General features: G+C 45.0%; 11 protein-coding genes and 1 pseudogene. 11 read left to right on the top strand and 1 reads right to left on the bottom strand.

Features of this window, described 5'->3' with window-relative positions:
• The first annotated feature begins 12 nt into the window (after positions 1-12).
• The 6 genes from essC (at position 13) to NYE53_RS15960 (ending at position 10138) form a co-directional block, all read left to right on the top strand.
• Entirely contained in the window at positions 13-4500 is a 4488-nt protein-coding gene (gene essC / locus NYE53_RS15985; protein ID WP_339245602.1) for a type VII secretion protein EssC, read from the top strand.
• Positions 4497-7715 (top strand): type VII secretion protein EsaA, encoded by a 3219-nt coding sequence (esaA, locus tag NYE53_RS15980; protein ID WP_339245600.1) that lies wholly within the window; start codon positions 4497-4499, stop codon positions 7713-7715. Before essC ends, esaA begins: the two co-directional genes overlap by 4 nt.
• 31 nt (positions 7716-7746) lie before the next feature.
• Complete coding sequence (gene essA, locus NYE53_RS15975) at positions 7747-8202, top strand: type VII secretion protein EssA (protein WP_010886603.1); 456 nt, start codon at positions 7747-7749, stop codon at positions 8200-8202.
• Positions 8203-8264: 62 nt separating this feature from the next.
• A complete protein-coding gene (locus tag NYE53_RS15970; protein ID WP_101172176.1) occupies positions 8265-8996 on the top strand; it encodes a (S)-benzoin forming benzil reductase in 732 nt (243 codons plus the stop codon).
• A 197-nt stretch (positions 8997-9193) separates the two neighbouring features.
• Entirely contained in the window at positions 9194-9724 is a 531-nt protein-coding gene (locus tag NYE53_RS15965; RefSeq protein WP_003244444.1) for an HD domain-containing protein, read from the top strand.
• Positions 9725-9901: 177 nt separating this feature from the next.
• The gene (locus tag NYE53_RS15960) at positions 9902-10138 is read left to right on the top strand and encodes a YuzF family protein (protein ID WP_003220677.1); all 237 of its coding nucleotides are present in this window, start codon (positions 9902-9904) and stop codon (positions 10136-10138) included.
• Positions 10139-10178: 40 nt separating this feature from the next.
• On the opposite strand, the pseudogene NYE53_RS15955 reads toward NYE53_RS15960, so the two are convergent.
• Positions 10179-10567 (bottom strand): annotated as a pseudogene (locus tag NYE53_RS15955) (DUF2283 domain-containing protein).
• A gap of 114 nt (positions 10568-10681) precedes the next feature.
• Between NYE53_RS15955 and NYE53_RS15950 the strand changes: the two are divergent.
• The 5 genes from NYE53_RS15950 to NYE53_RS15930 all read left to right on the top strand — a co-directional run bounded on the left by NYE53_RS15950 (position 10682) and on the right by NYE53_RS15930 (position 13511).
• Positions 10682-11791, top strand: coding sequence for an AI-2E family transporter (locus NYE53_RS15950; protein ID WP_339245599.1), 1110 nt, complete (start codon positions 10682-10684; stop codon positions 11789-11791).
• 59 nt (positions 11792-11850) lie between these two features.
• Positions 11851-12072 (top strand): spore germination protein, encoded by a 222-nt coding sequence (locus NYE53_RS15945; protein WP_015384524.1) that lies wholly within the window; start codon positions 11851-11853, stop codon positions 12070-12072.
• Between the two features lie 72 nt (positions 12073-12144).
• The gene (locus tag NYE53_RS15940) at positions 12145-12393 is read left to right on the top strand and encodes a YueH family protein (protein ID WP_003228783.1); all 249 of its coding nucleotides are present in this window, start codon (positions 12145-12147) and stop codon (positions 12391-12393) included.
• Between the two features lie 71 nt (positions 12394-12464).
• Positions 12465-12863 carry a YueI family protein gene (locus NYE53_RS15935; RefSeq protein ID WP_014477837.1) on the top strand — a complete coding sequence of 133 codons (399 nt, stop codon included), beginning with the start codon at positions 12465-12467 and terminating at the stop codon, positions 12861-12863.
• A 96-nt stretch (positions 12864-12959) separates the two neighbouring features.
• Entirely contained in the window at positions 12960-13511 is a 552-nt protein-coding gene (locus tag NYE53_RS15930; RefSeq protein WP_014477836.1) for an isochorismatase family cysteine hydrolase, read from the top strand.
• The last annotated feature ends 4 nt before the right edge of the window (positions 13512-13515 follow it).

The raw sequence follows: 13515 nt of genomic DNA, 5'->3' as shown, positions 1-13515 counted from the left end.
GGGGTTCGCCATTTGAGTCTATTATGGGTTTTTTACCAAAATAACGTTCAAAAATTAAATCTGTCTAACCTCCCGTCGTCTCATCCGGTGACCATAGGGCCTGATGTGAAGGATTCCGTTACGATCAGCTCCATTCCATTTAATAGCGGAGTGATTTCTCTTAAAAGAAAGGAATCCGGCGGCCAATACGAAGTTTTCCTGGGAAATGATTGTCTCGGCACGATTGAGACGGATATATCATTTACTCTCCAAACGGATCAGCAGGATATACGCTTGATATTGACGGGCAGTGAACCTGAAAAATCCGTTTATTTTACGGGAAATCGGGATGAAATTGTATGTTCCTCAGAAAAAACGAATGCAGATATTTATCTGAATCCGCAAGATTTTGCATTTGCAGAACAAAGCACGTTTTCTTTGCTTCGTGCAGGCGGCAGCTGGTCGGTCCGCCCTGAAAGCGGAACGATCTTCTTGAACGGAGAGAAAATCAACACCAATACGCCGCTCAAGCCGGGGGATGAAATATTCTGGAACTTCACGCAAATGAGGGTGACGGAACAAGACCTTTTAGAAATTGTTCATTATGCCCAGTTTGAAACAGCGTTAACAGAAACGGTCAAACCGAGTACAGAGATGCAGAAAAAATATCCGCAGTACAGAAGAACGCCGCGGATGGTTTACGATCTGCCGGATGACCGCGTTTCTTTCAGTTTTCCCTCTCAGGAGAGCGATCAAACCAACAGAGGGCTGTGGCTCGTCATCCTGCCTCCGCTTGTGATGCTGATCGTGATGGGCGTAGTTGCCATCATCCAGCCGCGCGGCATATTTATACTCGTTTCTTTGGCGATGTTTATGATGACTCTCATTACCTCGACAGTGCAATATTTCCGGGATAAAAACCAGCGGAAAAAACGCGAGGAAAAACGGGAGCGTGTATATAAGCTTTACTTAGACAATAAGCGGAAAGAGCTTCAGGCACTTGCTGAAAAGCAAAAGCAGGTTCTTGAATTTCACTTTCCCTCATTTGAACAAATGAAATACTTAACAAGTGAAATCAGTGACCGGATCTGGGAAAAATCACTTGAAAGCAAGGATTATCTCCAGCTGCGGCTTGGGACGGGAACAGTTCCGTCAAGCTATGAAATCAATATGAGCGGCGGAGACTTGGCGAATCGTGATATCGATGACCTCATGGAGAAATCGCAGCACATGCAGCGCGTCTATAAAGATATCCGCAATGCGCCGGTGACGGTCGATTTGGCAGAAGGTCCGATGGGGCTTGTCGGTAAATCGCAAATTGTGAAAAATGAGATTCACCAGTTGATCGGACAGCTGTCGTTCTTTAACAGCTATCACGATTTGCGTTTTGTATTTATTTTTCATGAAGAAGAGTATAAAGACTGGGAGTGGATGAAGTGGCTTCCGCAATTTCAAATGCCCCATATTTATGCAAAAGGATTTATTTATAATGAGCAAACCCGAGATCAGCTCCTGTCTTCACTTTACGAATTGATCAGAGAGCGTGATCTCGAAGATGACAAAGAAAAACTGCAGTTCAAACCGCATTTTGTATTTGTCATCACGAATCAGCAGCTGATCTCCGAGCATGTCATTCTCGAATATTTAGAAGGACAGCATGAGCATCTGGGCATCTCGACAATTGTCGCTGCGGAAACAAAGGAAAGCTTGTCGGAAAACATTACGACTCTTGTCCGCTACATTAATGAGCATGAAGGCGACATTTTAATACAAAAGAAAAAAGCGGTAAGAATTCCGTTCCGTCTCGATCATCATCAGCGCGAGGACAACGAACGGTTCTCACGCACGCTGCGGACGCTGAACCACCAGGTCGGCATTACGAATTCCATTCCGGAAACGGTATCGTTCCTGGAGCTTTTTCATGCGAAGGAAGTAAAAGAAATCGGCATTCAGCAAAGATGGCTGACAAGTGAATCGTCAAAGTCGCTGTCAGTGCCGATCGGCTATAAAGGGAAAGATGACATTGTGTATCTGAACCTTCACGAAAAAGCACACGGTCCGCACGGCTTGCTTGCGGGGACAACGGGATCAGGGAAAAGTGAATTTCTCCAGACCTACATCTTGTCACTTGCCGTGCATTTTCATCCGCATGAAGCGGCTTTCTTACTAATTGACTATAAAGGCGGAGGAATGGCGCAGCCGTTCCGCAACATTCCCCACCTCCTCGGCACGATCACAAATATTGAAGGAAGCAAAAACTTCAGTATGCGTGCGCTTGCTTCCATTAAAAGCGAGCTGAAAAAAAGGCAGCGCCTGTTTGACCAGTATCAAGTCAATCACATCAATGACTATACAAAGCTGTACAAGCAGGGGAAAGCAGAAGTGGCGATGCCTCACTTGTTCTTAATTTCTGATGAGTTTGCCGAGCTGAAAAGCGAGGAGCCTGATTTTATCAGGGAGCTTGTCAGTGCCGCGCGTATCGGACGAAGCCTCGGCGTTCATTTGATTTTGGCGACACAGAAGCCAGGCGGCATCATCGACGACCAAATCTGGAGTAACTCGCGCTTTAAAGTAGCGCTCAAGGTCCAGGATGCCACCGACAGTAAAGAAATTTTGAAAAACAGCGACGCCGCAAACATTACCGTAACCGGCCGCGGCTATTTGCAGGTCGGAAACAATGAAGTGTATGAGCTGTTCCAATCTGCATGGAGCGGGGCGCCTTACTTAGAGGAAGTCTACGGTACCGAGGATGAAATCGCGATCGTTACAGATACGGGTCTGATCCCGCTTTCTGAGGTTGATACCGAAGATAACGCGAAAAAAGACGTTCAAACCGAAATCGAAGCTGTAGTTGACGAAATTGAACGCATCCAAGATGAAATGGGAATCGAGAAGCTGCAAAGCCCTTGGCTGCCGCCGCTTGCGGAACGTATTCCGCGCACTCTTTTCCCTTCAAACGAAAAAGACCATTTCCACTTTGCGTATGTCGATGAACCTGATCTGCAAAGACAGGCGCCAATTGCTTATAAGATGATGGAAGATGGAAATATCGGCATCTTCGGCTCTTCGGGCTACGGAAAATCGATTGCAGCCGCAACGTTCCTGATGAGTTTTGCGGACGTATACACACCTGAAGAGCTTCATGTCTATATCTTTGATTTCGGAAACGGAACGCTGCTGCCATTAGCGAAGCTCCCGCATACCGCGGATTACTTCCTGATGGACCAGTCAAGGAAAATTGAAAAGTTCATGATTCGCATCAAAGAAGAAATTGACCGCCGTAAACGTTTGTTCCGGGAAAAAGAAATCAGCCACATCAAAATGTACAATGCGCTGAGCGAAGAAGAGCTTCCGTTCATTTTTATCACCATTGACAACTTTGACATTGTCAAGGATGAGATGCATGAGCTTGAATCGGAATTTGTTCAGCTTTCCAGAGACGGACAAAGCTTGGGTATCTACTTTATGCTGACAGCAACGCGGGTGAATGCTGTCCGCCAGTCATTGTTAAATAACTTGAAAACAAAGGTTGTCCATTATCTCATGGATCAATCAGAAGGATATTCCATTTACGGCCGTCCGAAATTCAATCTTGAGCCGATTCCGGGACGCGTCATCATTCAAAAGGAAGAGCTTTATTTCGCGCAAATGTTCCTGCCTGTTGACGCCGATGATGATATCGGCATGTTCAACGAGCTGAAATCAGACGTACAGAAACTTCAAGGGCGATTTGCTTCAATGGAGCAGCCGGCACCGATTCCGATGCTGCCTGAGAGCTTGTCTACGAGAGAATTTTCTCTCCGCTTCAAGCTGGAACGCAAGCCTTTATCTGTACCGATCGGGCTTCATGAAGAAACAGTCAGCCCAGTCTATTTTGATTTAGGCAAGCATAAGCACTGCCTGATTTTAGGCCAGACTCAGCGCGGGAAAACAAACGTCTTAAAAGTAATGCTCGAACATCTGATTGATGATGAAACCGAAATGATCGGCCTGTTTGACTCGATTGACCGCGGCTTATCTCATTATGCGAAGGAATCAGATGTTTCATATTTGGAAACGAAAGAAGATATTGAGCAGTGGATTGAAACAGCAGAAGACATTTTCAAAACAAGAGAGGCCATGTATGTAGAAGCCGTCCGCCAAGGAGACGCGCAAAATCTGCGATTCTCACAAGTGGTGCTGATGATTGACGGGATAACGAGATTCCAGCAGACGATTGATACGAGAATACAAGACCGTCTCGCTAACTTCATGAAATCATACGCTCATCTTGGGTTCAGCTTTATCCCGGGCGGAAATCACAGCGAATTCTCAAAAGGCTATGACTCCTTGACAACTGAGATGAAGCAAATCCGCCACGCGATTCTGCTGATGAAAAAGTCTGAGCAAAATGTCATTCCTCTCCCGTACCAAAGACAGGAGCCTGAGATTCAGCCGGGCTTCGGATATGTTGTGGAAAACGGGAAGGAGCAAAAAGTTCAAATTCCTTTATGTTCTGCTGAAAGGGAGAGTGCTAGATGACAGAACAACGAAAAAGCTTGATCAAGTTAATATCTGCCGTCATCATCATTTTGCTGCTGCCGGTGTTGTTTTTCCGATTTATCGGAGACGACCCAACGAAAAAAGCAGTCAATTCCACCCGGCAAATCGCGGTGGTGAATGAAGACACAGGCGTATTGAGTGATGAGGTAAAGTCTGATGAAGAGGACAAATCCGCCCAGTTCGGCAAGGAAGTAGCGGCCGTTCTGGGTGAACGTCCTGATTATTCGTGGACGGTCGTAAACCGAAGCGCGGCCGAGACCGGTCTCGCTTCAAAGAAATACGATGCGATCGTCTACATTCCCTCAGACTTCTCAAAAAACATTTTGAGCTATGACAAAGACCATCCTCAAAAAGCAACGCTCGAATTCAGCATTCAAGATAACCTGAATGCGGTTAACAAAGAAAAAGTTCAGCGTGAGCTTGAGGATGCCCAAAAGACAATGAACAAAAAAATGTCGGCCTTATACTGGAATTTTGTTTCACAAAAAGTGGACAACATCAGAGGAGAATTTGACAAGATCGTCAATAAAGAATCTGAATTCCAGAATGTCATGTACAACTTTTACAAACCAAGCTCTAATGATTTAGCAGGTGAAATCAAACAGCAAAAAGACTTAATCGATGAGCTGAAGAAATCAATGAATGAAGCGCAAGGCACGACAAAAGAAAAAGCTTCTACAGCGGAGGAAGCCAAAAATACGCTGAAAGAATTCATTGATACAGTTGAAAGATACAAGGAATATCAAGAAAATCAGAAAAAGCTGCTTTTGGCAGCCCAGGATTCAACACAGCAGCAAATCCGGACAGGTCTGGATGCCATCCAGGCACAGCAAAAGGCGAATCAGTTCAGCGAACGCATGAGCGGATTGGCAACTGGGATCGGCCAAGCGAAGACACAGCTCGGACAAACCAGTAATGTGCTGGCAAACGCCCAGCAAATTAGGGAAGGGCAAGTGTCCCAGCAGGAACTTGGCATGGCAAAAATCCAAAGTAATTTAATCGAACAATATCAGGCCGCATCAAGACAGGCTGCACTAAATCAGGTGTATGAATTGCTTGTCCCGGCACGTCAGGCATTGACAGTTGCGAAAGGGAACGACCCAGTCATAGACGATGGTTCTGACAACAATGATAAAGATAAAGACCCTAAAGAAGAAGATCCTGAAGAACTCAAAATTGATCTTGAAAAACAGCGTGAAGAACTGAAAAATATCGCTGCTGATATTCAGGATATTTCAGACAATCTGAAGGAGCCTGAAAAAGAGGATCCAACACCGGAGGACCCGGGTACTGAACCAGACGATCCGTCCACTGATAACCCAGAAAAACCTGATGACGGGGGCAGTACAAATCCCGATGATACACAGGGCGACACAGGGAACGACAATAACAGCAGTGATACCGGTAATGACGGACAAACGGACGGCAGTACTCAGGATCAAGACCAGCAGAAGGGAACTGACGGTCAGGTGCAGAACGGCGATGCCTCTGATGGTGCGTCCGACAGCGGACAAACCGAAACGGGCACATCTGCCGAACAGACTGCTTCATCTGACTCAGCCCTTCAATTTATCAAGCTAGCAAATGAAGGCGGAACCGGAGATACGGGAGATACGATGGAGCCTGGTGACCAAGATCAACCAGGAAACGACGACATTTCTGATATCGCCAAAGCAAAAGAACAGCTCAGCAAAGCGTCTGAGCGAATCAAGCAAATTGAAGAAGAGCTCAAAGAAAAAGAAACTGCTCATAATGAAGAGTTGAAAAAGAAGTTAGAGGAACTAACAGAGCAAATGAATGGTCTCACTGATGAAATTGATGACCTGAAAGACAAAGTGAAAAAGCTCGAAGGTAAACTTGAAAATCTCGAAGCGAAACGGAAGCGGGAGTTTGAAGGGATTTACAGTGCGATTCGCGAGCTTGAAAATAAAGATCAGCTTCAATTCTCAGGAGAAATCAATACAGAAAGCATCTCCGCTTTAATGAGATACTATAAATATTTGTCTGTTTATGACTCTGTATTATCCGGTACGATTGACAGTGCTGCAAAAGCCGGCGCCATTAACGGCCAGCAGGACAACGTCAAATCAGTCCTGGCTCTCTCACCTGAAGAATCAGCCAGCTGGGAAGCTCTGAAAAACAACACGATGCAAACTGATGAAGACATTAACACCTTCATCGAAGGAATGACCAAATTTGCGGATGACTACAGCGGCTTTATTCGTGACTCTCAAGCAGGTGTTCTCGACGAACTGACGAAAATCTCTGAAAGTGCCGCAAAAGCGTCAGAACAGCTTGTAACGGGCGCAACACAGGAATCTGCGACGTTCAGCAACGATGGGCTGTCTGGCACCATGGCACTGAGTGTCCAAGATACGGTCGGTCAGGAAGTGCTGCAAATGTCAGACATGATGGGTTCATTGTCTGATCGCCAGTCAGGCATCATTGATTACACAACCAACATGCAGCAAAGCGTCAATGATGTTCAAGCGAAAGCCGACACCTTAAACAACAACTGGGGGAAAAATGTAGCCTCCACGAAACTCGTGCGCAATGACGTATACGGCATACTCGGAAACACATTAGTAGACGGGCAAAACAATGGCTATGTATATGATTACTTGGCGAATCCGCTTAAAATCAGCGGAGAGGTTCCGGAAGAAAAAATTCAGACGGTACCTCCGGTTGTCATCCTTGTCATTGTGTTGATCAGCAGTCTGTTAATCGGCTATTTCAGCTCGTATTACCAAAACGCACCGCTTCTCGTCAAAGGAGCGTTATTCGGAATTCTGAATATCCTTGTCGGACTTATGATCAGCTTGTTCGGTTTGAATATTTATTCACTGCCGGACGATCAGACGATTAAGTGGTCGGTGTTTACGATTCTATTGCTGGTCGCAAGCTCTGCCTTCATCCGGACGGCATTCAGATTCGGATCAATCCCTGGCTGGGTTGCTTCAGCGGCAATGATTCTATTCTATGTCGCACCGCTTATTGATTTGATCATGCCGAACTTTACATTTGAAGATCCGGTTTCGAAAGTATATATCGACATCCAGTACGGTACTGGGCACTTGTTTACAATGGGAATAACAGTTCTGCTGATCATTACGGTGATTGCCGCGGCTCTGCCGCTGATTATCCGGCTGATGGCTGAACACACAGCAGAAAGCGATGAAACGTATGAAGCGTAATCGCAGCATGGAAAAGGGGATCATGATTTGTATGCTCTCCTTTTCCCTTTTCATACCCTCTGCAGCTGCTGCCCAAACTGAAGAAAATACAGATGTCGCGCCAAACCAGTATGAGAAAAAAGACATCGAAATCGATACGAATTATTTGCATGAAGATACCTACTATGAAGAAAAAACAGAACTGCCTGAGGAACAGAAGGATATCACTTTTGATAAACCAAAGGACAAGGACGCCGAGCTGATAAAAGATTTGTTTACATCAACAAATGCCGAGGATTCCAACACGATTGCGGCCCAGTCGAAACAGCTTGGAATTACTTTTGCTGAAAAACCAATGACAAAGACATCATCAACGGAAACAGAAGATGAACAAGAAACATCATCATTGCTGCTGCCGATGATCTATGTCGTACTGATCCTGCTCGGAATTGCAGGCATCGTGTTCCTCATCCCAAAAGTCACAGCGCAGGAAAACAAGAAGGCGTAAGCCGCGTGCTTGTGTTGTGTAAAAGCGGTGCCGTACAATAATAACGGAAAAGGAGGTTTCCAATGGAACTTTATATCATCACCGGAGCGTCAAAAGGGCTGGGTCAAGCCATTGCATTACAGGCTTTAGAAAAGGGGCATGAAGTCCATGCCTTATCCAGAACGAAAACAGATGTCTCTCACAAAAAACTAACGCAGCATCAAATAGACCTCATCAATCTCGAAGAAGCTGAACAGCAATTTGAAACATTGCTCTCATCCATCGATCCAGATCGTTATTCTGGTATTACCCTGGTCAATAACGCCGGAATGGTAACGCCGATCAAACGTGCCGGCGAAGCGTCTCTTGACGAGCTTCAGCGCCATTATCAGCTGAACCTGACTGCGCCCGTGCTTTTGAGTCAGCTGTTTACAAAACGGTTTGCTTCATACAGCGGCAAAAAAACGGTTGTCAACATTACTTCAGGAGCCGCCAAAAATCCATATAAGGGATGGAGCGCGTATTGCAGTTCAAAAGCCGGGCTCGACATGTTTACGAGGACATTCGGATTTGAACAGGAGGATGAAGAGCTGCCAGTGAACATGATTTCGTTCTCACCTGGAGTGATGGACACTGAGATGCAGGCCGTCATCCGTTCTTCATCGAAAAAGGATTTCCACCACATTGAACGATTCCGGAAATTAAATGAAACAGGAAGCCTTCGCAGTCCGGACTTTATTGCCGGCACGCTGCTTTCTTTACTAGAAAAAGGGACGGAAAACGGCCGCATTTATGATATTAAAGAGTTTTTGTAGAGCAGATATTTTCTGCTCTTTTTTTTATACAAAAGGCTACAGCCAGCGCATTTTATTGAACAGCCGCATATACTGACTGAAACGCTGCTTTTAGGGTATAACAATGATGATAAGAAGATCAAAATGATGTGACATAAGAATTGAGTTTCTCTGCAAATTATGTTAGGATTCTAAAAATATCTAAAGGAGGGGTTTCCATGAGAAAGGTTACATTAATGGATGTTTTCACCCATCCAATTGCACAAAAATATCTTCAGCGTTCCGGCGTGGCACATGCGATTGCCTGCGCTTATCATGCATACAGGCTGTCTGTGAAGGCTGACATTAATCCTGATTTAGCAGCAAAAGCGGCACTGCTGCATGACATCGGCCATTATGAATGGTATACAGACGGAAAGTGGGATTATGAGAAATATAAAAGAAATGACATTCATGCCATTAAAGGGGCGGAACGCGCGCATAAGCTTCTGATTCGGCTTGGCGAGGAACCGAAAGCGGCAAAAGAGATTGCACTAGCCATTTTGCTTCATACAGATTCCTATTTGCCTGAAGGCGAATTAGATAAAAACACGCTGCAGCAGATTGTCAAAAAAGCGGACGAACTGGATGAAGAGCCGGGCGGCCACCATCATTACCGCCAAATTGATCCTTCAACCGCACGAAAAAAAATAGAAAAGCTGGACCAATTAATCGACCAAGCCCAGGCATCCGTGATAAAGCCTGTATAAGTACGGAACAGCGCCCAGCTTTCTTCGCTGTCTCCGCTTCATCGATACTTCCTTTACACCCGCTTCCAAACGTATTCTCCTAAAATCTCCGCACCCCTTTGTTTTATCAGGTAAGCCTGTGTCATTATCCATAAGCGCGGCATAAGCTGAGATAAAACACACAAAGGGGATAAAAGTATGGTCAACCAAGGTAGTCCGCAACTGGTCTCTTTAGTCGATCCTTATGTCTATCAGACCATTAAAAAGCTCATCGGCTCAAGGTTCGTTATACAGACAGTACGAGATACGGTCAGAGGCAGACTGATCGATGTAAAACCTGACCATATCACAATTGAAGGAGCCCGAAACTCTGTTTGTTTGATCAGAATCCAGCACATGATTTCCGTCACCCCAGATTACAGTGAGCGGGTCTAACAGTGCTTGCGCATGAAAAATAGGCGTACAACAGGACGTCCTATTTTTCAGTTAAGCGCTGTAAAAATGTACTATGATACATTGTTCCGTCAAGGTCAAAACCGGCAAATTCCTGATAGTTACCATCTGAAAAACAGAAAATGACGCCGTACACTGTATAGCAGGAACGGACTGCAGCATGCTGGCAGACCCGAAAATGAAAACCGTCTGAATCTTTTACATAAAGCCGGGATTTCCCGGTAAATGGGCACAGAGGTGTGCTGCCTTACCAAAACATTCGAATCCGGCAATTTTGCCGTCTTGGCTGATATCCAGCAGGATACAATCATTGACCTTAAGCTCCTCAGACCGCATATTCCTGTTCTTTTCCGGAGGATGAACATAGATATAAGCCAGTTCTGAATCTGTATCGTATGTCACGGCCTTCATCACCAACACTCCTTTCATTATATTAAGAGTTCTGATATGAGTTCATTTTTGTTACAATGATGGGGTATAAGTTCTTTTATCTGACAGACAAAGAAAAACTAGGAGGAACAAAGCTTGTTGAAATCAAAAGTCCATTTTTGGACATTGCAGATTTTATTTGTTTTGCTGATTATTTTTGTAGCAACAAAAGTTTCATTTGTATTTCAGCCGTTTATTGTTTTTATCTCGACATTGTTTTTCCCGATGCTGATTGCGGGAATTTTGTATTTCATATTTAATCCGGTGGTCCGCCTGCTTGAGAAAAAAATTCCGCGGACATTATCCATTCTATTGATCTATTTACTGTTTATCGGTTTGCTTGCCTTTATTTCAGCGTCAGTCGGACCTATCATCACCTCACAGGTGACAGGGCTGTTTAACAACCTTCCTGATTATATAAAACAGATTCAGGCGCTGACAAAGGATTTGTCCCATTCTCAATGGTTTACCTGGATGATGAACCAGGATTATGTATCGATATCAAAAATTGAACAGTCATTGACAAGTTTTCTCCAAAACCTGCCGCAAAATATCACGTCCAGTTTATCTGCGGTGTTTGGTGTCGTGACAAACATCACGCTTGTTATTATTACTGTTCCATTTATCCTTTTTTACATGCTGAAAGACGGACACCGCTTTCCGCATCTGGCAGTAAAAATTCTTCCGGCTTCTTATCGGACAGAAGGCTTGAAAATTTTTAAAGATTTATCCGATACGCTTGCGGCATACTTCCAGGGTCAGCTGTTAATCTGTCTTTTTGTCGGGACAGCGTGTTTTATCGGCTATTTAATTGCCGGACTGCCGTATGCCCTGATTCTCGGGATTGTCATGGCGATTACCAATATCATTCCCTATGTCGGGCCTTTTCTCGGTGCTGCGCCGGCTGTCATTGTCGGTTTTATGGACTCGCCGGCCAAAGCGCTGTTTGCGATTATTGTGGTCGTCATCGTTCAGCAGCTGGACGGAAACTTGCTGTCTCCTCTTGTGATCGGAAAGCGGCTGAATACCCATCCGCTTACGATTATTTTGCTATTAATCGGAGCGGGAAGCTTCGGCGGAATTCTCGGCATGATTTTAGCGGTGCCGGTTTATGCGGTAGTGAAGGCGTTCTTCCTGAATATTGTCCGCTTAATCAAGCTGCGCCAGCGGTCACGACTCGAGGAAAACTCAAAGCCAGCTGAATAGGCGGGCACCATTATTGGCTCTTTGCATATGATGCTGTAAATCAATGCGGAGGTGGGGAAATGCCTGCAATTGTGGGGCCGATTTATATCATGTCAGTTACGGGTAATGCCGCGGCAAGCTTTGGAGACGTATTTGCGATTTCGCCCAAAAGCGTCGCTCATTCAGGGGCGGGGTCAGGCGCATTTCAGCTTGGTGATTTTGTGAAGATTAACAACCAAACGAGTAAAACTCTCTTCAAAGATGCCGATATCACTGATGAAACAGTTTCGTTTAACGGGTAACAGCCTTTTCACAAGAGGCTGTTGCTTTTTTATTGTATAATATGGGTAGTCTTTGAATAGAGAGGTCATGTTATGAAAATCAGAAAAGCAAATATCAATACGCAAACCGGAATGATCACGGACGTGTATCTGCATGAAAACAGAAAAGAACTGCGCACGCTTGTAGCGGTACCGCAGCTGGAGTGGAGCACGATCATTTCCTATGAAGAAGATAAAGCAACTCTGCCTGAACGGCTGGAAGCGTCGTTGCGCCGGCATACAGAGGAAACCCCTGCTGGTGAGCTGGCCAAAAAAATCATTCATTGGGTAACAGAAATGTAAACGGCGCTTGAAAGTTTAGCTCCTGCCTGATCAGGTGATAATGAAAACAAACAAGACGGGAGGACAGGCTTTTGAGTGAAGACAAAATGGATCTCTATTTGCAGCAAGGAATGTATGGGCCTTTGGAGACAAAACCTGACGAGCGCCATTTGTTTTTAGGCTCTTTAAGAGAAAGAGTCGTTTTGGCACTGACGAAAGGACAGGTGCTTAGAAGCAAACCGTATAAAGAGGCAGAGCACGAGCTGAAAAACAGCCATAACGTCACCCTTTTGATTAATGGAGAGCTTCAGTATCAGTCTTACTCTCCTTATATCCAAATGGCGAACCGGTACGGAGTGCCCTTCAAGATTGTATCTGATCTTCAGTTTCATACGCCTTTAGGCCTCGTCATTGCAGCTGACATCGCTGTGAATCGTGAATTGATATATATTCAGGACGACATTTATAATCGGTCAGTGCTGAAATCTTAAGAGACAAACGGACCGTTTGTCTTTTTGTTCATGGCAATTCACTTACAACTGGAGATAAGATATAATGTTCTCATACTGATGGCGGGGAGGCCGGCTATGAAAAAAGCACTTATTTGTATTGATTATACGAATGATTTTGTGGCGAGTGACGGAAAATTGACCTGCGGGGAGCCCGGCAGAATGATTGAAGAGGCGATCGTCAATTTAACTGAAGAATTCATCACAAACGGTGATTACGTCGTATTAGCAGTAGATTCTCATGATGAAGGGGATCAATATCACCCTGAAACCCGTCTTTTTCCTCCGCATAATATAAAAGGCACGGAAGGAAAAGATCTGTACGGAAAGCTTTTGCCTCTATATCAGAAACATGAACATGAACCTAATGTTTACTACATGGAAAAAACGAGATATTCTGCTTTTGCGGGAACTGATTTAGAGCTCAAACTCAGAGAGCGGCAGATTGGAGAACTGCACCTTGCCGGTGTCTGCACAGATATTTGTGTGTTGCATACAGCTGTTGACGCATATAACAAAGGTTTTCGGATTGTTGTGCATAAACAAGCTGTTGCCAGCTTTAATCAGGAGGGGCACGCATGGGCTCTTTCCCATTTTGCAAACAGCATCGGAGCGCAAGTGGCAGAGTAAGGAA

The organism is Bacillus sp. FSL R5-0523, assembly GCF_037975295.1.
GTDB classification, from domain to species: domain Bacteria; phylum Bacillota; class Bacilli; order Bacillales; family Bacillaceae; genus Bacillus; species Bacillus subtilis.
This window is presented reverse-complemented; position numbering and strand designations above follow the sequence as displayed.

Bases quoted from the DNA above. Each gene is read 5' to 3' on its own strand.
- esaA (WP_339245600.1), top strand. From the start codon at position 4,497: ATGACAGAACAACGAAAAAGCTTGATCAAGTTAATATCTGCCGTCATC.
- essA (WP_010886603.1), top strand. From the start codon at position 7,747: ATGCTCTCCTTTTCCCTTTTCATACCCTCTGCAGCTGCTGCCCAAACT.
- NYE53_RS15970 (WP_101172176.1), top strand. From the start codon at position 8,265: ATGGAACTTTATATCATCACCGGAGCGTCAAAAGGGCTGGGTCAAGCC.
- NYE53_RS15965 (WP_003244444.1), top strand. From the start codon at position 9,194: ATGAGAAAGGTTACATTAATGGATGTTTTCACCCATCCAATTGCACAA.
- NYE53_RS15960 (WP_003220677.1), top strand. From the start codon at position 9,902: ATGGTCAACCAAGGTAGTCCGCAACTGGTCTCTTTAGTCGATCCTTAT.
- NYE53_RS15945 (WP_015384524.1), top strand. From the start codon at position 11,851: ATGCCTGCAATTGTGGGGCCGATTTATATCATGTCAGTTACGGGTAAT.
- NYE53_RS15940 (WP_003228783.1), top strand. From the start codon at position 12,145: ATGAAAATCAGAAAAGCAAATATCAATACGCAAACCGGAATGATCACG.
- NYE53_RS15930 (WP_014477836.1), top strand. From the start codon at position 12,960: ATGAAAAAAGCACTTATTTGTATTGATTATACGAATGATTTTGTGGCG.